Origin of the sequence: Bifidobacterium sp. LCP19S3_E9 (genome assembly GCF_052121135.1) — a bacterium.
Classification (GTDB): domain Bacteria; phylum Actinomycetota; class Actinomycetes; order Actinomycetales; family Bifidobacteriaceae; genus Bifidobacterium; species Bifidobacterium thermacidophilum.
Genome location: NZ_JBQKEV010000004.1, coordinates 150,730 through 169,443, shown reverse-complemented (window position 1 = coordinate 169,443; position 18,714 = coordinate 150,730). Strand labels below are relative to the sequence as shown.

The window sequence follows — 18,714 nt, the reverse complement described above, 5'->3', positions numbered from 1 at the left end:
ATTGCCATGACAACCCGGATTGTACCGGCCTACTGATTCGATTTGATGGCGTCGAGAGCGGGCACGCGCACCGCCTTGTTCGCCGGTCCGAACCCGGAAATCAGGCTGATAAGCGTGGCGAAGGCGATGGCGAACACGTACAGCCACCATGGGATCACCGAGACCCGCGCCGCTTCGTCGGCGGTCCCGTTGCCAAGAATCGCCCACTGCAGGTGTTCCGCGCTGACGCCTCCATAGCGGATAAGGTTGATGGCCAAGGAAATCAGCGCACTCACCAGACAGCCGATCACCCCGCCGATGACGCCGATCGCGCCGGCTTCCACGAGGAACATCGCACGGATGTCATGGACCGTGCAGCCGAGCGCTTTCATAATACCGATTTCACGCACCCGTTCGGTGACGGACATGACCATGGTGTTGGCGATGCCGATGGCGGCGACCACCAGCGCGACCGCACCGATACCGCCCAAAATCAGCTGAATCGAGCGGGTCTGCTCCTTGAGCGAGTCGAGCATGTCCCGGCTCGAGGATGTGGTGAACCCCATCGTCCTGATCTGGGATTCGACGTCCGCGACATGGTCGATGTCCTGCACGCGCACGAGCGCCGAATCAAACGCCAGCGAGCTCGTCGTCGCACCTGACTGGATTTTCGCGACAAGGTCCTTCAACGTGGCGATGTCCATGAGCAGACCGGATGATGTGGCTTGCCCCTTGCCATAATCTTCCTTGAGCAGTCCGGAAACCTGGATTTGTGTGCCGGAACCGGAAGCCGATGCCGTTTCCGTCGTGGTGGCGGTGGACGATGACGACGTGCTTCCGGAATCGTCGGAGGGTGCGGCAGCCACGGTGATTTTGGTCGTAAGGATATTGAAGAACGGGTCCTGTACGTCCGACTTGTCCCGGCAGCCGTTGGTGCGCTCCTCAGCGGTGCAGGATTCGGCGACATTCATCGGGGCCACCCGGTAGTTGTCGCCTTCAGGGCGCAAACTATCTGCGAAATCGTATGCCGTGTACTGTCCGGCAAGCACCTCGCCTTGTCGCTCCGGTTTGTGCCCGGAGACCAGCTTGTACCCCATGGCGTCGAACTGGGCCATGTCGATGGCCTCGATCGATCCGGCATCACTGGTGTACCGGTTGGCGGGGCCTGCGGTCAGTCTCGCCGACGGGTAGGTGATATGGCCGGTGGCTGCGGCGACGTACTGCAACGAGCGGAAATCCTTGACGGCCTTGTCGTCGAGCCGCGCAGTCGTCGTTCCGGAGCTGTCAGCCATCCCCATAGGACCGGCAGCCTGCATGCCGCCGGTGCTGTTCGTACCGGTGACGGTGATGATGGTCAAATCGCCCATCGAGGTGAGCATCTGCTTGTTCTGTTCGTCGATGCCGCTGCCGAGCGAGACCATGGTGACGATGGAGCAGCAGCCTACCACCACACCGAGCACGGTGAGTATGGTGCGTGATTTGCGGCGGAACAGGTTCTGCCGACACAGGTGCACAAGGTCGGAGAATCTCATGAGCGCTCCCCCGGCTGCGGGGCGATCACCTCAGTGGGAGCCTGTCGGTCGGTATCATCCGCGGCAGGGGTATCGGAGGCGTGCCCCTGCGCTTCCGGCGTGTCGCCGCCGTTCTGGTCATCCTGCCAGTCATCCCACTGTTCGTCCATCGCTGAACGCTTCTTCTTGCGGTGACGCTTCACGAGCACCACAATCACGACAATCGCTACAATCGCAACGGCCGCGACCGTGGGCAGCAGCCAGACAGGTGTGCCCGGCTGTTCGTCCTGTACGTCCGCCGCAGTGTCGTCCATGGCGGGAGTGGGTTCGGCGACCGTGAGTTTGACCGGGAATTCCTTGGTTTTCTGCTGACCGTCGGAATCTTCATACGTAACAGTGATTTTCGCGTCCAAATCCCCGCTGTCCGTGGGTGTGAACGCATAGGCGATGGTTCCACTGCCGCCGGAGGCGACGTTGCCAAGATACTGTGTCTTTGACACGGTATCGAAGCCCTTGCCGTCCATGGTGGCTTCGACGTTCGAGATATCGCCTTTGCCTTTGTTCACATAGGCGAGGGTAATGGTGCTTTCCTGGCCGTTCTGCGCGTCATCCGGAATGACGGGGTCGTTGATTTGGAAGCGGTCGGGCTGGCTGACCGGCACGGAGATCTTCTCGTCCACGCTGTTGGAGCTGCGCTGGCCGGCATCCACGTATTCGTAACGGAAGCTGACGACCACTGCCTGTGCACCGCTTTTCGCGTCGATCAGGGCCTGCATTGGCACGGTCTGGCTTTGTGTGGCGCCCGCGGCCAACTGGGGCACGTAGAAGGTGTTCGTGCCGCCGGCGATGGTCAGCCCGTCACCGCCGTCCACGCTGATAACCATATTCTGGACGGCCACCGACCCCTTGTTCTGGAAGGAGAATCCGAGGTCGAACTTGCCACCTGCCGAAACGGAACCGTCACCGTAGGTGAAATTCGTGATGATGACATTCGGCACCGGACCAGCGATGGGGGCTGCGCTCTGCCCGGAATCACCGGCGGACTGGTCGGTGTCGTCAACGGGTGTGGCATGCCGGGTGCCGGCATCCCCGGCGACGATAGTATCGGCTGCCGCCGCGGCGGCTTGTCCGGACGCCATCGCGCAGACGGGTGCAGACACGCAGGCCACAATCAGGGCGGCGATCGCGATGAGCGTGATAATCGGCTTGACGGCGATAGTTCGGGGACGGTTCATGGTGGTCTTTCTCTCTGGTTTTCGAAAAGCTTGCTGTTGAGGAATGTTGCTGCGCAATTGACGTGGGACCGCCCGGTTGCGTGAGTTATCAGGCTATCTGTCCTGCTCGGTGTCATGGACGATACACCCGTCCAACAAGGTGACGATGCGATCCGCATAGGCGGCCATATGGTCGTCATGCGTGACCAGCACGATGGTCTGGCCATTCTCGCGGGCGAAATCGCGAATCATATCCATAATGTCGACTTTCGTCTTCGAATCAAGATTGCCAGTCGGCTCGTCGGCAAACACGACCTGCGGGCGGGTGACGAACGCGCGGGCGATACCAACACGCTGCTGCTGGCCGCCGGACATCTGCGAGGGGTAATGGTTCAGACGTTTGCCGAGCCCGACGCGTCTGAGCATCGCCCGCGCCCGGGCTTCGCGCTCCTCGCGTGGCACCCCGCGGAACATGAGCGGCATCGCGACGTTTTCGACGGCGTTGAGTCCAGGGAGCAGATTGTAGGACTGGAAAACGAAACCGATGTGCTTCTGCCTGAATTCGGCGAGTTCGCGCTCGTCGAGCCGCGAGACAACGATGCCACCGATCCGCACTCCTCCGCGCGTCGGGTGTTCCATACCGGCGAGCTGGTTGAGCAGCGTGGATTTGCCTGAACCGGATTCACCGTAGATGCAGCAGATCTGGCCGCGCGCGATATCGAGGTTGATCCGGTCGAGGGCGATGACGCGCTCGGTGCCCATGACGTATTCCTTGCGCAGGTTGCGTACTTCGATCATCGGGCGTTCTGAGGCGGGATGCGTGCCGTTGTGCCGCTTGGGCTGAAGAGCCGGGGGCGCTAGCGCGACTGATGTATCCGGCACTGCCGGTGCAGCCGATGCAGTCGGCGCATCCGAAGCATCCGTTTTGGCCGTAGGTGGCGACGCGAGCCAAGCCATAGGCGTCCCTTCTCATCTCTCGGCACCTCAACACAGCGGTACCGCATTCATGAATTCGAGTATTCATCAGAGTATATGCCGAAAAATCGCCATACGCCACCTTTGACATGCCGGTGATACGCCGCACGATGCCAGTGAACACGCACCCCCTACATTATTCGTCAGGCGAGGAGGGTTGTTGCAGTCGCACAGTGGTCGGCAGGCGCACGTCCCTATGGCTGCTATAATGGCACACGTTGTCTTACGGCCCCGTAGCTCAGTTGGATAGAGCAGGAAACTTCTAATTTCAAGGTCGTCGGTTCGAATCCGACCGGGGTCACTTTTCCATCAAGGTCGTCACGGCCGTTTCGTTGCACCAACCGTCATCGCGGTCTCACACGCAACCACCCCACGCAACGCAGCTATCCCACGTATTCACTTCCCAAACTGTCTACGCTCAGACGGCTGTGAGCGTAGACAGTTTGGGAAGGGTGCGCGCAGGTCAGTCGACGATCCACGACAGGCCGACCAGCACCACAAGGAACAGCACGTTGACCGCGCTGTACACGGCAAGGTAGCGGCCTTTTCTGTCCGGGTAGCACCGGGTCACGTTCTTGTACGAGACCAAGGACGCCATCGAGGCGATCAGCGTGCCCATGCCGCCCAGGTTCGTGCCGATGATCAGATGCGTCCAATCATCGCAGAAGCCCGACAGCAGAATCGTCGTCGGCACATTGCTCATGATCTGGCTGGAAACGACCGCCACTTCAAGCGGATGACCGCCCACCAAGGACGCCGCCAGCGAGTAGAACGCCGGCACGCGCTTCATATTGCCGATGAAAATGAAGAACATGATGAAGGTCAGCGGCAGCCCCCAATCGACCTTCCGGAACGCCTTGCGATCGGCGAACAGGAACACGCCGAACACCACGACGCACATCACCCAGATCGGCACCAGGTCGCTCACCACCAGCAGGCACAGCAGGAACAATGCCGCATACACCCACACGCGCCAGCCGCCATGGCCGGCACCATAGCCGGTCAAGCGGATTTCGTCAGGCTGCGGCTGGTCTGGCTGCGGAGCAAGCACCCCGCGTTCGATATCCTCCCCGTCAAGATCGGCGAACCGGCTTACTTTCTTGCCGCCGAACGCCACCGAAATCACCAAAATCAGCAATACCGCAGCAACAAACGAATACGGGGCCATGATGCCGAGGAACTTTCCGGTCGGCATGCCTGACAACGCTTTGAGATACAGGTTATGCGCATTACCCACCGGGGTGAGCATGCTGCCGACATTCGCCCCCACGGTCATCAGCGTCGCCACCAGCACGGCCGACGCCTCCATACCCGCCATCGTGAGCACGGAAATCGCGAACGGGATGAAGGTGACCAGCGCGACATCATTGGTGATGAGCATCGAGGAAAAATACGTCAGCGACACCAGTACCAGCACCACACCGCGCTGGGTGCGCACCATGCGCAGCAGACGCGAGCCGACCATGCGGAACACGCCGATGCGCTGGAATCCGCACACCACCAGCATCAGACACACCAGCTGGGCGATCGTCTTGGTATGCACATAGCTGCGATACTCGGCATCCGGGGGCACCACGAAACAGGATATGATTGCAAGGACCGTAGCGACGATGAGAATCGTCTCACTCTTGACCACTTCAAGCAACCAACGTCGCATCCAGTCCTCCGTGAATTTGAGTTGAACCCTAGGTGAATTCAACATGCCGCACCCGCGACATGCCCAATCTTAGCGGGGAAATCCGGCAGGCTGAAGCCAAAGACGGCGTGTTCGCGCGGATTGCTCCGACCATCGTCGAAAATGTCGGCGGCAAATACGCCAGTATTGCCGAAATGCCGCCAATCGCGCGCCCGAACGAAGCCGACCGGTCGGTAGAGAACGACGCGGAGGACGGCACGCGTCACGCGCGTGTCACAACGTCACCGTCACCATCGTGACCGAATACGCTGGCAACCCCAACGCGAACCTTACCGGCGGCCCGGCCATCGCGAATGTATCCTCACGACGTTCCGCCACCCTATGGGATACGCCCTCGTCCCCAAGCACATTGCGCGCCTCAGGAGCCGCGCACAGACGCACCACATGCAACCGGCACGAATCGCGGCGCGGACGGGCGCCCAACGATCGCAAGCCGAAGGAGATATCGAGCGTGACATCAATGCGATCGCCACCCGTATTGACCAGCTTGATGAATCTGGTCGATTCGTCGCCGGTGGCGCTTACGAACAGCCGGCTCCCTACCGCTTTACCGGCACGGGTATGCCCGGCATCCCCCAGTTCGCATTGGTAGGCCATCGGGCCGATATGCGTGGCGAACAGCTGCTCCACTTCGGCGTTGAGCGTGGGCATCACCGTGCGCGCGTCGAATTCGATGAGGTTCTGCATCCACCCCTTGCCCGGCACGCGTGCGAGCAGCGGCGCATACGACGTCATGCGCACCACGTCGCTGTTGCGCTCGCACCCCGTGAGGAACGCCGCCTCACCGAGCGCGGATGCCCATGTGTTGGCATGCGCGTTGTCCTGCTTGCGCCCTGCGAGATAGCCGTTCGCCGAATACTCACCGACCATGACGCCGACGGAATCACGTGGATAGCCGTCATAGCGGCGGGCTTGCGAGGCGAACCATTCGGGCGTGTGGTACGAATGCTCGTCCACGATGATTCTGCTGCCGGCAAGCGGCGGATCACACGCCAACAGCATCTCGCCACGCCCTGCAGCGATATCACGCGCATGATTCCACGCCCGGCGCATGGACAGACGGTACGGGAAGAGCCCGGCGCTCATCACGCACAATATCGACGGATAGCGTTCGTGAATCGCCTTGGCGATGGCATCGAAGCGTTCCATATACCCTTGGCCGTAATTCTCATTGCCGATGCCGATCATATCGAGGCCGAACGGTGCCGGATGGCCCATATCGCGACGAACCCGCGCCCACTGGCTGGCATCTGGATCGCCGTTGGCGAATTCGATGAGATCGAGATAATCCTGAACAACCACGTCACGGAAATACTCGCTGTCCACAGGAATGGACTGCGGGTCTCGGTACGGCGACTGGCAGGTCATGCCCGCGAACAAAGTCGGCAGCGGCTTGGCGCCCAAATCCTCGCACAGGCAGAAATACTCGTAGAAGCCGATCTGGTAGCTTTGCGAATAGCTTGAGCCGTCCGGCATGCGGAAGGCCCACATATTGTATTGCTGACGACGCGCATACAAGGCGCCGACTGTGTCTTTCCAACGGTACTCGTTGCCCGGCGTGACGCCTTCGGTGATGCAGCCGCCGGGGAACCGCAGGAACGCGGGTTTGAGCGCCGCGATGGCTTCGACCAGGTCGCGGCGGAACCTGCCATACCGCCATTTGGGGTCGCCCGCGCCCCACGTGTCCGAGTCCATCAGGACGACACAGTCGAGATCGATGACGGTGTCCGACACGGGGATTGCAATATCGCCTGATCCAGTGGTTGACGAGACGGCTTGCGCATTGGTCGGCGCGGCGCTGGATCGAACCGCTGGCGCAGGTCTCGGTGCAACACCCGATTGACCATCCGCAGTGTCCGGAACCATGCCGGAGAGTCCGGCGGAGTACCCGTGTGCGCGATACCCGCGCGTATCGCCGGCATTCCCCTCACCGGGATTTCCCCCATCGCCGGCGGACGCGCAGTCCCCCGCGCGATCTTCCCCCGCAATCAAGCCGATATGCAGCTTGCCCAAGCCCGAAGCCAAGCCCGACAGCGTACAGGTCAGATGAACCCATCCGTTGATGCAATCGGCATCATCCGGGTCGCATGACCCTGCAGCGGCGGCGCTGGACAAGTCATTGCCCGGGGCGCTGCACGACAATGTCACGCAGTCGGTCAGTGCCACCCCGGAAGCGTTGACAACACTCACCGCAAGCGTCATAACCCCGGCGACCGAACGCGCGTAGACGCTGAAATCGTAGCGATGCCCCTGGCTGATGGCAATCGCGCACTCCCCGGCATGCTTTCCGTCGCCGTTGTACCCGAGGTTTTCAATATCCGCGCCACGCCGCCCCGCAGGCAGGGTCACACGCACGTATCTGCTGTTGGGGTGCAGCGGAGGCGCCGGGCAGGATGTTTCAATACGTTGCCCGTGCTCGCCGCGCGTCTGGGTGCCGTAACTCGTCGCCGAAACCCCATGGAACTGCCAGAAACGCAACGGATCGGCCTGAGTGCGCCACCGGTCCGTTCCGCGGGCGCGCATGCTGTGGTGTTTGAGATAGACGCCATCGAAGCTGTAATTATTGACCACGTTCGCATTCAGGCCGCCATCGACCGACATGTTGATGTCCTCAAGAAACGCGCCATACAGCCGGTCGCTGACCGGATGCGAAGCTGAACCCACCATTACCGTGACCATGATTCCTATCGTAGGCGAAACGAGACGATTTTCCCGGTAGCGCAGGGCGGATGTTGCATGTGCGTGTCGCATGCGGCACCACGCTGTTCGAGGAGCAATGCGCAGCGGCAGACAGGATGGATTATGACGCTCTTGCCGGTTTCCTGTGCCCGAGCAGATACATACGTGCAGGAATCCGGAGATGCGCGAGTACTGAGCCATCGCCCCACGCCGAGCCACGCCGATCTGGTCGGCCCATCCCCCGTACGGCTCGACGGAGTTGAACCGACAACACTGTGCGGGAATCTCAATATCTCGCTGATTTGGCCATCGAACGCGAGATATTCAGAACCCGTTCTCAATATCTCGCGAAATGGATTCATCATAATCACGCGCATTCAAAATCGCCGTGCCCAACGTCTCGACATCGACCAGACCATGCGGTATCCTCACACTCCCCGCGGGGATACACGCCATCGGCACATCCGTACCCCCGGTTCCAGGACGCAGTTGAACACCACGAAATCGCCACGCAGACCACCCCGGCCGAGCTCGCGGCAGCCCGCTCCCAGGCGCGCGCCGCGTACGACGCGCTCGACACCCCCATGCAACAGGAACAGGAGTAGGATACCAGCCAACAGGGGCAGCGACGACAACGCCACGGCAACACAAAAAGGCGGCCCCTTCATACACCAACCCAAGGGACATCATCCGCCCGCCTGTCCACACCAGCATACCCGCACAACAACCGCCGCAGATGGCTTCTGCACAAGGTGTCGCACACGCCGTACCGGAACGTCACCGCCTCCAGCAGCAGATCATCATCATGGATTGTGCAACCGTTTGCAGCCGAAACCCCGCATCTGCTGCAACAAGCGCCCTCAACGCCGTCCGCAGGCGATGTCGGACATCATGCGGATCTGGCGGTAGTAGCGCTCCTCGCTCAGGCCGTCGACCGTCGGGGTGTTGCGCATCGTGACCCCGTCGAGCCCGCCGGCGTGTGCAACATCCGCCAGCACGGACCGATGCCATGCGACATCGAGCAGCGGCGCCGCCCGACGACAGCCCATCGCGTACATCGCACATACCAGCGCGTGACCGCCCCAGTTTGACGTGCCGGAGACAATCAGCTCGTCCGCGGGAACCATGCAGGCGATACGCTCGCCATGCTCGACGACATCCTCTATGACGATGGAATCAAGCCTGCCCATGCCGATCTCATTGCCGCCGTCGCCGATACCGATCACATGCAATCCCAGCCTGGTGAGTCGGCTGAGCGGGGCGGTCCACCGGTCGATGTCAAGCCCCCGCATATTGCGCGGGTTTCCGTCACGCGCCGGCCCGACGCGCTCAATGTAGATGATGGTGTCGATGCCATGATGATCGACAAGTCCGCGCATCGCGTCAATCCACTGGTCGAAGTGTTGCGCATCCGTAGGCGCGATGGCCACATGGTCTTCGGGCAGTCGCGACGAGGCCCCTGCGCGGATGACCGGCTCGCACGGCTCATCGCTGACCAACCAGGCATCCGAACCGATGGCCCGTAGCGCCTCACACAGCTCGACCGCCCCGGCGGGACCATCCGATTCGGCGGCCGGCCGCTCGGCCTGCGGAATGTAGAACCCGGTGACGACCATGGCCTTGTGGCCGCCGGATTTAAGCCACCGGGCGGCATGGAACAGGTCGCCACGCGCGAAGGTCATCATGGTTTCGCTGCCCCGGCCCGCATCCGCCGCAGCGGCATTCTGGATGTGCGCGACGCGCGGTTTCCACCGCCAGCTTGCGATGCGGGCGGCAGGGCCAATCCCGCCATGGTGCGCCGCACTGCCACGGCCGGTATGGAACGTATCCGATTGCCGATTGGCATGTCCTGCTTGGTTGTATTGCATCGTTTCCGTCATATCCACTCCTCTCCTATCGGCGCCCGGCCGGTCAAATCGGCCGAACGCCGTATGTCACGCCTGTCTCGCCTGTCTCGCTTATCTGTCTCATGTCTTGTCTCACGATTCGATATGTCCCAGCACGCTTCCGGATCTCACGCTGTCGCCCGGCTGCGCGGCGATATGGACCACACCACCGATCGTGGCTGCAACCTGGATTTCCATCTTCATGGCTTCCAGCACGACGACCGGCGTGCCCGCGCCGACTTCAGCGCCGTCATCGACCAGCCAGCGCGCCACCGTGCCGGTGATCGAGGCGAGGATATCCCCGGCGTCATGCGCGGCCGTCTCCCCCACGCCGCCATCGTGCGATGTTCCATCACCGGCCGCCCCCGCCGCCCCGAGCGACGAGACCAGACCGGCCGGCAAGCCGACTTCCACACGGCGGCCATCCCATTCAATCCATGTACGATGCAACCCGGTATCTGCGTCATCGAAACGTGCCGACATCCCATCAGGCTTGAGCTGTTCGGGGTCAAGCCGCTTGAGCAGCACCTCCTCAATCCACCGCGTGTAGATGCGGAACCCGTGTTCCGCCGTGAAATCAGGGTCGGCGAGCACCGCCCGGTCGAAGGGTACGACCGTGGGCACACCGTCGATGCGCAGTTCGGCGAGCGCCCGCCGCGCCCGTTGTATACATTCCTCGCGCGTGGTGGCGTGCACGATGAGTTTGGCGAGCATGGAATCGAAATGGTCAGAGACAATCGAACCGGTTTGCACGCCGGTATCGAAGCGTATGCCCGGCCCGCTGGGCGCCCTCAGCGCAGTGATACGCCCGGGGAATGGCGCGAATCCGAGCGACGGGTCTTCCGCATTGAGACGAAATTCCATCGCATGCCCGTCATGCGCCGGTTTGAGTCCGGCGATCGACGCGCCCGCGGCGATACGCAGCTGCCAGGCCACCAGGTCGATGCCGCTGGTCATTTCGGTGACCGGGTGTTCGACTTGGATACGCGTGTTGACTTCCATGAACGAGAGCGTGCCGTCCGGGGCCACGAGGAATTCCACGGTTCCAGCACCCACGTACCCGACTTCGGAGCAGATCGCCACGGCCGCATCTTCAAGCCGTTGCATGATGCTGCTAGGCAGGAAGGGCGCCGGAGCCTCCTCGATAAGCTTCTGGTTGCGCCGCTGGAGCGAGCAGTCCCTGGTACCGACAGCGATGACCCCGCCATACGTGTCGCCGAGCACCTGAATTTCGACGTGACGCGGGTGGTCGAGGAACCGTTCGATGAAACACTCCCCGTTGCCGAACGCGACTTCGGCCTCGTGGACGGCGGATTCAAAGGCGGGTTCGACATCGGCGAGGTCGCGCACGACTTTCATGCCGCGACCTCCCCCGCCGTGCACCGCTTTGATGACAATCGGCAGACCGTGTTGGCGCGCGAATGCGGCGGCTTCCTGCGCGTCCTTGACCGGTTGCGTGGTGCCCGGGGCCATGGGTGCGCCGACTTTCGCGGCGACGGCACGCGCTTCGACTTTGTCTCCGAGCATGCGGATGGTCTGCGGTGATGGGCCGATCCATGTCAACCCGGCATCCTGGACCGCCTGCGCGAAATCAGCGTTCTCTGATAGGAATCCGTACCCCGGATGAACAGCATCCGCACGTCCGCTTGCCGCCACCTTGAGCAATGCCGGGATGTTCAAGTAGGTTTCCGCCGGCGTCACCCCATGCAGGGGGATGGCCTCATCGGCAAGCTGGACGAACAGCGCGTCGGCGTCATCGTCCGCGTAGACGGCGACCGCCTCCAGACCCAGATCATGGCAGGCGTGGATGATCCGTACGGCGATTTCCCCGCGATTGGCGACCAGAATGCGCTTCATCGGGACTCCTTTCCATCGTGTTCATCGGGATGGGATATGTCTTGGCCTCCCGATGCCGCCATTGCGCTCTCCCCGGCTTTGCGAAACCGGATGAACGCGCCCGGCGGCAGTTGCGCCGCCAACGCGAGCGCATCAAGCGTGAGTACGGCGATCACCGGGTAGCCGCCGGTGACCGGCTGGTCGCGCAGGAACAGCACGGGCTGCCCGCTTCCGGGCACTTCAAGCGAGCCGGGGACCATGCCTTCGCTGGGCAGTTCCCGCGTATCTTCGCGTTCCAGGGGCTGCGGGCCGTTGAGCCTCAGCCCGGTCCGGTTGGATTGTGCGGTGACCTGCCACGTGGTGCCGAAGAGCGTGCCGATGGCGGCAGGCGTGAACCAGTCGTCATGCGGGCCAAGCATGACATCGAGCCAGACTGGATGATCGGCGCCGCCGATCGCCTCCGGACCGGCATGGTGCATGATGCCGGTTGGCAGGCGCCCGTTCCATTCACACGGCCGCCCTACGCTTCGTGACGGATCGGGGGTTCCGGCGATGAGCGTGTCGCCTGCGGCCAAAGGAGCCGGTCCGATGCCGGACATGGTGTCCCGCGAAGCGCTGCCGAGCGTCATCGGGGCTTTGAACCCGCCTCGAATGGCGAGATAATCCCGCAAGCCGGCGCGCGGCACGCCAATGGTCAGGGTTTCACCGTCGTGGAGGATAATGGCTTCCTGCCGGTGCAGGCTTTGCCAGATAGTCATGCGACCCGGATCAGCACCAGACGCGGCCTTTCCGGCGATACACAAATCGACCGGGGCTCCCGTAACGGCGACCACCACATTCCCTATCGCGGTGAACGCGGCATCGCCGGCGGTCAGTTCGATGGCGAGCGCACCGGGCGGATTGCCGACAAGCATATTGGCCAGGCGGTAGGCGGGCATATCGCACGCCCCCGACCCGGCGACGCCCATAGCCGAGGCGTGCCGGCCTTCATCTTCGAACAGGGCAAGCAGGCCGGAGCGGTCCGCACGTAAGCCGTGGACGTGTGTCGTTGAATCTGAACCGCTACCGGAGTTCCCGGCATGCGCCCGGATATCGCGGTCCGTCGGCGTCCGGCGTTGGCGCGCAATATCAGTCATGATTGCCTGATCGCGCTCGGCGTGGAACGTCACACGGTCGCCGGGCATGATGGCGGCAGGCGGGTCGGCGTGCACATCCCACATCGGCATGGCCGTGTGCCCAATCAGCTGCCATCCGCCCGAGCTTTCGCGCGGGTAGACACCGCTGAACCGCCCGGCGAGTCCGACCGCGCCTGAGGGCACGACCAACCGTGGTGTCGTGCGGCGCGGTACGTCGAAAATCGGGTCCCCGTCCACCAAATATGTGAATCCGGGGGCGAATCCGCCAAATGCGGCCGTCCACGGGGTGCCGGCATGCCGGGCGACCACCTCGTCGGCGCTGATACCAAGCAGCTGCGCCACGGCCTCAAGATCCTCGCCGTCGTAGATGACGGGCACGGTCACCGTCCGATGCTCTTGAGCCTCATCGGGCGTATCAGACAGCGTCATAATCGCTTCGGCGAGCGAAGCTGGACGAATCTTGCGCGGATCGAATCGCACCAGCACGGTCTGTGCGGCTGGAACCAATTCCGTAACCGCCGCGAGCGGTCGTGTCGGCGCGGGCGAAGCGACGGATTCCCCTGCCGACGCGTTTGCCGAAACGGCATCCTCCATCGCCGCGTTCAGTGCATGATACAAACCGAGCGCATGGCGCAAATCACCGGTTTCCACGAGCAGCGCGTCCTGCCCCGCCGGCAATATCCGTCTCATGATTTCGCGGCTTTCGTGGACACTGATGACGACGAGCCGTCACCTGCCGCAAACGACCGTACTTCAATCCCGGCATGTTCCAACGCTTTGCGCACCACTGTCGCCATGGCAACCGCCCCCGGCGAATCGCCGTGCACGCACACCGAATCCGCATGCAGTCGGACAATGCTGCCGTCAATCGCCGTCGCCGTACCGTCCTCGACCATGCGCAGCACCCGTGCGGCCACCCGTTCCGGGTCGGTGATGACCGCGCCCGGCTCGCGCCGCGAGACCAGATGACCGTCCGGGGTGTAGGCGCGGTCGGCAAACGCCTCACGGAACACGCGCAGCCCCGCCCCCTCGGCAAGCCGGCCGACCACCGAACCGGGCAGGGTGAGCAGAGACAGCGACGAGTCCACGGCTTTCATTGCCTCGACCACAGCCTTGGCATGCCGCTCGTCAACCGCGATCCGGTTGTAGAGCGCTCCATGTGGCTTCACATATCGCACCCGCGCACCCGACGCAGCGGCTATTCCTTCCAATGCGCCAATCTGGTAGATGACATCGGCGGTCAAATCCGCTGGCGTTTCATCGACATACCGCCGGCCGAACCCGGCAAGATCGCGGTATGCCACATGCGCACCAATCGTCACGCCGTGCGCCGCCGCGTAGCCGACCGTGCGCAGCATTCCAGCCGGGTCGCCCGCATGGAAGCCGCACGCCACATTCGCGCTCGACACCACGCCGAGCAGCGCCGTATCGTCGCCGAGCGCCCACCGGCCGAAGCTCTCGCCCATATCGCTGTTGAGGTCTATTCCCGTCATTGTCGTTCCCCACTCCCGCTGTTTTCTGCTTTTCGATATCTCATATCTTCCGCATCGCACTCCATCGGTATTGATGCATTTGCGCCGACGCAAGTCACACCATGAAACTGCGGTCGGGAATATCCGTGAGGAACATGTGCCCAGGCGCGTGCGTGATCGCGAACGACGGTTTCGACGCCATCACCGCCGCCTGCGGGGTCACGCCACACGCCCAGAACACGGGGATGTCACCGTCCTCCATAGTCGGCGGGTCCCCATAATCGGGGTGCTGCAAATCCGTAATCCCTATGCCTTCGGGCTCGCCCACCCACACGGGCGCCCCGTGAACGCTCGGATAGTAGCCAAAGATCCGCACGGCGTCCGCGATCCGGTCCGGTTGGATGCCGCGCATCGACACCACCATCGTCGAACTGAACCGTCCCGCAGGTTTGCAGGCGATTGACGTGTCATACATCGGCACGTTACGTCCCGCCTCGATATGATGCACCGGAATACCCGCCTCCATGAGCGGGAATTCGAAAGTGAAACTGCATCCAATCAGGAAGGTGACCAGATCATCATGCCGCGCCCAGATATCGGTGATGTCACTGCATGTGTCCACCAGCTCGCCGTGCTCCCAGACGCGGTACAGCGGGATATCCGTACGGATGTCGCTTCCGTCGGCAATCGAGGGCTTGGGATTGCCGGGATCAAGGACTTCAAGAATCGGGCAGGGCTTGGGGTTGCGTTGGGTGAACAGCAGAAAATCGAACGCGTATTCACGCGGCAACGCGATCATATTCGCCTGGGCGAAACCGCGGGCGATGCCGCAGGTCGGGCGCACCACGCCGCGTCGGAACGCCTCACGCGCCTCTTGTGGCGCCGTATTCGCACCCAACGCGGGCGCAATACCTTGCGTATTGTGTTCAACCGGCGCAACGCCGGACATCAACGAACCCATAGGAACCTCCCTTTCGTCCACACGCTAAGTTCGGCGCGTTAAACCCTGATTTCACACAACAACGAGGAAGATCACCAACCTGTGACCGGCGGATTACGGGCATGCCCCGCCCGTGCGATCCGTGAAATACGCGCGGAATAACGTGAGGCTCGTTCAACGACGCGGTGGCTCAGCCACGACGCGTCCGGCCGCGGGGTACACCGGCGGCAGGGCCGCGAGACCGCCAAGGCCATCACGGCAAGCAAACACGAGAGGAGTCATTCCATGAGCGCAGTCGTACTCGGGGTAGGAAACGCATCGGTATTGTTCAAGGGGCTGGATATCAGCGGCGGAGACGCGGTCACCATCATTGACGCGCATGATGATTGCGCTTCGGCCTTTGATTTGAGCGTATTGCGCGGCGACGGGATCTTCGAGGCGACCACGGTCTACGACGGATTCCCCGTATCCTTGGAAAACCATCTCAAACGGCTCGCCCATTCCGCCGCACTGGTGGATATGCCTGAACCTGATGTCGACGCGTTCACCGACGCCTGCCAAGGGGTGATCGACGCCTACGACGGGGCCGAAGAAGCGCCGATGCTCCGCATTCTCGTCTCGCGCGGGCTTGACCCGACCACCGGTATCGGGGTAGAGGCGAAACGTTCAGGCAACGGGCCGTTGCCGCCGAGCGTGTGGATATTCCTTGACGGAGAAGGCGACGGGCACAGCATCGAGCCGATCACCATGGCGACGCTCACCCGCGGATACCCGTCGGATATCACGGCGAAAGCGCCGTGGCTGCTCAATGGCGCCAAAACCCTGAGTTATGCGGTCAATCAGGCGATGCACCGGGAATGCGACCGGCGCGGGGTCGGCGACGCGGTCACCACCACAACCGACGGGTATACGTTGGAATGTCCCAACAGCAGCATCGTCGCACGATACGGGGATACGTACGTCACACCAGACCCACGCATCGGCATCCTGAACGGCACGTCGCAACGCGAACTGTTCGCGTGGGCGCTTGAGGAAGGCAAGCGGACCGCCTACCGCAAACTGCCGGTCGAAGAGCTGCGGGATGCGGATGCGTTGTATATGACGCACGGCGGCTGGGTGGTTCCGGTCAAGGAGCTGGACGGCAAGACGTATGCGGTGGACATGGACGAGATACGTGCGATGAACGAGGCCATCCACGGCGGGCGCACGCATGACGACGCGCTGACAATCGGGCCAAGCGGGGAATACGACGCGTAAGGAGGGTCGTTCTGCCCCGGGGCTTACCCGACCGTGTTGTTGTACACCTGCGCTTGCAAATCCTTGCGCGCGGTTTCAAGCGTGGTGATGCTGCCGAGCAGCGCGATCTTCTCCTCGCCGTCCGGCAGCTGGGCCATACGGCGTCTGGCCGCGCCGATTCTGCGCATGTAACCGATATCAAGCAAACGGGCCAACAGTTCGGACGCGTACTGGCGCTCCCCTTGGGTCGGCTCCCGCAGCTGGACGTCGGCGACGCCGGGCGCTCCGGCGGCACCGACGCCTTGTCCGTCACCCGCGCCAGGTGCCGACTGTTGGTTCGGCGGGGTCGGCAACGGCAACGGCATCACGGCAAGCTCGTCAATCACCGATTGGAGCATCGGACCGCCTGCCTTGGTCAGATTGTGCATCCACAAACCTTGCGGGGTGTCATCCGTCGGTAATCCGCCGGCAGCCGCAATCGCCTGGAACAGCGTGCGGAACACCGGGGTCATGAAATTCGCCAGAGTCAACTGGGCAAACCATTCGCGGTCGATCGCACGCGGAATCTGGATGAGCGTCGCCATGAACTGTTGCTCGCAGATGAACACCGCGTCGTCGATGTGGAAATACGTCTGGTTGGCGGCATCACGATGCTCAAGCTCCCGCCTGCGAGCCGGATTCGCGTACGGGTCATCGCGGTCAGCACGCTCCTCGATACGCACCTGCTGGCGTCGGCGGGGCGCGTAGGCGTCCTCGTCGCGCACGTTGTACTGCCGTCTGGCCTGTCTGACCTCGCGCTGCATGATATCAAGGTCGATGCCGATGCGCCGGGTCGCTTTGCGCGTGTACAAGTCAAGCAGCGAGCGGTCGCGGATCTGCGCAATCAGTGGTGCGGCTGCCTTGACCGCCCCCATCTGCCCGGTGACATACTGGGTGTCGAAGCGGTCGATTGCCGTGTCGATGACGAAATCGTAGAGCGGACGGGCGCTGTCGATCAGTGCACGCACCGCCTCGTTGCCGCGCTGGATTCGCAGATCACACGGATCGAGATTGTCGTCGGCCACGGCGACGAAGGTCTGCGACAGGAATGAAGAATCCAACCCGAACGCGTGCAGCGCTGCCTTTTGTCCTGCCGCGTCGCCGTCGAACGTAAAGACGACACGCGAACTGAGCGACTGCCCTTCGACCTTAAGCGGCCCGACCAGCTGGACGGCGCCCAGCGAATCGTCCGCAATCAGACGACGGATGATTTTCGCGTGTTCCGCGCCGAACGCGGTGCCGCATGTGGCGACCGCCGTGTCGATACCCGCCAAATGGCAGGCCATGACATCCGTGTACCCCTCGACAATCACCGCCTGGCGGTGCTTCACAATCGATGATTTCGCCAGGTCAATGCCGTAAAGCACCTGCGTTTTGCGGTACAGCTGCGTATCCGGCGTATTGATGTACTTCGCCGCGATAGTGTCGTCATCATACAGTTTGCGCGCGCCGAAGCCGAGCGTACGCCCAGTCGAATCGCGGATCGGCCATGTGGCCCGGCCTCGAAAATAGTCGTAGATGCCATGCTGGCCGCGACGGGCGAGTCCGGCATCCAGCATCTCCTGCTGCGTGAAGCCTTTGTCTGCCAAATGCCGCACGAGATTGTCCCAGCCTTGCGGGGCGTAGCCGCAGCCGAAGCGCTCGCAATCGGCCTGGCTGAAATTGCGTCCGCCGAGCAGTTTGCGTGCGGCGAGCGCCTCCTTGCTCATGATCTGCGAGGTGAAGAAGCGTTGGGCTTCCTCGTTCGCTTCAAGCAGACGCGCGCGTTTCGACCCGGCGTGCTCGCCTTGGCGTGAGCCTTGGTCGTAATGCAGTTCGATGTGGTATTTGTCGGCGAGCAGTTCGACCGCCTCGCGGAAGTCGATGTTCTCCTGATGCTCCACGAAGCCGAAAACGTCGCCGCCCAGACCGCAGCCAAAGCAGTGCCAGACGCCTAGGGACGGTCGGACGTTGAAACTCGGGGTTTTCTCGTCATGGAAGGGGCACAGGCCGACATAGGTGCCGGTGCCCGAAGGCTTGAGCGTGACGGACGCGGATACGATATCGTACAGGTCCGCGGCGGCGCGCACCTTCTCAACGTCTTCTTTCTTAATCATCCCGGGCATAGGTTCCATG

The 18,714-nt window shown here is 62.5% G+C and carries 13 protein-coding genes and 1 tRNA gene; 3 read left to right on the top strand and 11 right to left on the bottom strand.

What is annotated here, in order from left to right:
* Positions 1-29: 29 nt before the first annotated feature.
* From ACTQYB_RS03495 to ACTQYB_RS03485, 3 genes are all read right to left on the bottom strand, one after another.
* Positions 30-1,511 (bottom strand): ABC transporter permease, encoded by a 1,482-nt coding sequence (locus tag ACTQYB_RS03495; RefSeq protein ID WP_441481892.1) that lies wholly within the window; start codon positions 1,509-1,511, stop codon positions 30-32.
* On the bottom strand, positions 1,508-2,725 hold the full coding sequence (locus ACTQYB_RS03490; protein WP_441481891.1) for a COG1361 S-layer family protein: 1,218 nt from the start codon (positions 2,723-2,725) through the stop codon (positions 1,508-1,510). Before ACTQYB_RS03490 ends, ACTQYB_RS03495 begins: the two co-directional genes overlap by 4 nt.
* A 93-nt stretch (positions 2,726-2,818) precedes the next feature.
* Positions 2,819-3,502 carry an ABC transporter ATP-binding protein gene (locus ACTQYB_RS03485; protein ID WP_441481890.1) on the bottom strand — a complete coding sequence of 228 codons (684 nt, stop codon included), beginning with the start codon at positions 3,500-3,502 and terminating at the stop codon, positions 2,819-2,821.
* 404 nt (positions 3,503-3,906) lie between these two features.
* Here ACTQYB_RS03485 and ACTQYB_RS03480 point away from each other — a divergent pair.
* Positions 3,907-3,980, top strand: a tRNA-Arg gene (locus tag ACTQYB_RS03480).
* Positions 3,981-4,142: 162 nt separating this feature from the next.
* On the opposite strand, the gene ACTQYB_RS03475 is transcribed toward ACTQYB_RS03480, so the two are convergent.
* Complete coding sequence (locus ACTQYB_RS03475) at positions 4,143-5,336, bottom strand: SLC13 family permease (protein WP_033506356.1); 1,194 nt, start codon at positions 5,334-5,336, stop codon at positions 4,143-4,145.
* A 59-nt stretch (positions 5,337-5,395) separates the two neighbouring features.
* Here ACTQYB_RS03475 and ACTQYB_RS03470 point away from each other — a divergent pair, with 59 nt between their 5' ends.
* Positions 5,396-5,614, top strand: a complete 219-nt coding sequence (locus ACTQYB_RS03470) for a hypothetical protein (RefSeq protein ID WP_321047038.1) — start codon at positions 5,396-5,398, stop codon at positions 5,612-5,614.
* On the opposite strand, the gene ACTQYB_RS03465 is transcribed toward ACTQYB_RS03470, so the two are convergent.
* From ACTQYB_RS03465 to ACTQYB_RS03440, 6 genes are all read right to left on the bottom strand, one after another.
* On the bottom strand, positions 5,589-8,054 hold the full coding sequence (locus ACTQYB_RS03465; protein ID WP_441481889.1) for an alpha-L-arabinofuranosidase C-terminal domain-containing protein: 2,466 nt from the start codon (positions 8,052-8,054) through the stop codon (positions 5,589-5,591). The two genes, ACTQYB_RS03470 and ACTQYB_RS03465, sit on opposite strands and share 26 nt — an antisense overlap.
* 860 nt (positions 8,055-8,914) lie before the next feature.
* Complete coding sequence (locus ACTQYB_RS03460; RefSeq protein WP_441481888.1) at positions 8,915-9,934, bottom strand: glutamate cyclase domain-containing protein; 1,020 nt, start codon at positions 9,932-9,934, stop codon at positions 8,915-8,917.
* A 99-nt stretch (positions 9,935-10,033) separates the two neighbouring features.
* Positions 10,034-11,797, bottom strand: coding sequence for an acetyl/propionyl/methylcrotonyl-CoA carboxylase subunit alpha (locus ACTQYB_RS03455; RefSeq protein ID WP_441481887.1), 1,764 nt, complete (start codon positions 11,795-11,797; stop codon positions 10,034-10,036).
* The gene (locus ACTQYB_RS03450) at positions 11,794-13,602 is read right to left on the bottom strand and encodes a carboxyltransferase domain-containing protein (protein WP_441481886.1); all 1,809 of its coding nucleotides are present in this window, start codon (positions 13,600-13,602) and stop codon (positions 11,794-11,796) included. The genes ACTQYB_RS03455 and ACTQYB_RS03450 overlap by 4 nt, the downstream gene beginning before the upstream one ends.
* Positions 13,599-14,405, bottom strand: a complete 807-nt coding sequence (locus ACTQYB_RS03445; protein ID WP_441481885.1) for a LamB/YcsF family protein — start codon at positions 14,403-14,405, stop codon at positions 13,599-13,601. The genes ACTQYB_RS03450 and ACTQYB_RS03445 overlap by 4 nt, the downstream gene beginning before the upstream one ends.
* Positions 14,406-14,499: 94 nt before the next feature.
* Complete coding sequence (locus ACTQYB_RS03440; RefSeq protein WP_441481921.1) at positions 14,500-15,333, bottom strand: putative hydro-lyase; 834 nt, start codon at positions 15,331-15,333, stop codon at positions 14,500-14,502.
* Positions 15,334-15,609: 276 nt separating this feature from the next.
* On the opposite strand from ACTQYB_RS03440, the gene ACTQYB_RS03435 reads away from it, so the two are divergent.
* Positions 15,610-16,581: an aminodeoxychorismate lyase gene (locus ACTQYB_RS03435; RefSeq protein WP_441481884.1), complete on the top strand. Its 972-nt coding sequence runs from the start codon at positions 15,610-15,612 to the stop codon at positions 16,579-16,581.
* Between the two features lie 23 nt (positions 16,582-16,604).
* Here the strand turns inward: ACTQYB_RS03435 and dnaG are convergent, their stop codons facing one another.
* Positions 16,605-18,704 (bottom strand): DNA primase, encoded by a 2,100-nt coding sequence (dnaG, locus tag ACTQYB_RS03430; RefSeq protein ID WP_441481883.1) that lies wholly within the window; start codon positions 18,702-18,704, stop codon positions 16,605-16,607.
* Between the last annotated feature and the right edge of the window lie 10 nt (positions 18,705-18,714).

Bases quoted from the DNA above. Each gene is read 5' to 3' on its own strand.
- ACTQYB_RS03495 (WP_441481892.1), bottom strand. From the start codon at position 1,511: ATGAGATTCTCCGACCTTGTGCACCTGTGTCGGCAGAACCTGTTCCGC.
- ACTQYB_RS03490 (WP_441481891.1), bottom strand. From the start codon at position 2,725: ATGAACCGTCCCCGAACTATCGCCGTCAAGCCGATTATCACGCTCATC.
- ACTQYB_RS03485 (WP_441481890.1), bottom strand. From the start codon at position 3,502: ATGATCGAAGTACGCAACCTGCGCAAGGAATACGTCATGGGCACCGAG.
- ACTQYB_RS03475 (WP_033506356.1), bottom strand. From the start codon at position 5,336: ATGCGACGTTGGTTGCTTGAAGTGGTCAAGAGTGAGACGATTCTCATC.
- ACTQYB_RS03470 (WP_321047038.1), top strand. From the start codon at position 5,396: ATGCCCAATCTTAGCGGGGAAATCCGGCAGGCTGAAGCCAAAGACGGC.
- ACTQYB_RS03465 (WP_441481889.1), bottom strand. From the start codon at position 8,054: ATGGTCACGGTAATGGTGGGTTCAGCTTCGCATCCGGTCAGCGACCGG.
- ACTQYB_RS03460 (WP_441481888.1), bottom strand. From the start codon at position 9,934: ATGACGGAAACGATGCAATACAACCAAGCAGGACATGCCAATCGGCAA.
- ACTQYB_RS03455 (WP_441481887.1), bottom strand. From the start codon at position 11,797: ATGAAGCGCATTCTGGTCGCCAATCGCGGGGAAATCGCCGTACGGATC.
- ACTQYB_RS03450 (WP_441481886.1), bottom strand. From the start codon at position 13,602: ATGAGACGGATATTGCCGGCGGGGCAGGACGCGCTGCTCGTGGAAACC.
- ACTQYB_RS03445 (WP_441481885.1), bottom strand. From the start codon at position 14,405: ATGACGGGAATAGACCTCAACAGCGATATGGGCGAGAGCTTCGGCCGG.
- ACTQYB_RS03440 (WP_441481921.1), bottom strand. From the start codon at position 15,333: ATGTCCGGCGTTGCGCCGGTTGAACACAATACGCAAGGTATTGCGCCC.
- ACTQYB_RS03435 (WP_441481884.1), top strand. From the start codon at position 15,610: ATGAGCGCAGTCGTACTCGGGGTAGGAAACGCATCGGTATTGTTCAAG.
- dnaG (WP_441481883.1), bottom strand. From the start codon at position 18,704: ATGCCCGGGATGATTAAGAAAGAAGACGTTGAGAAGGTGCGCGCCGCC.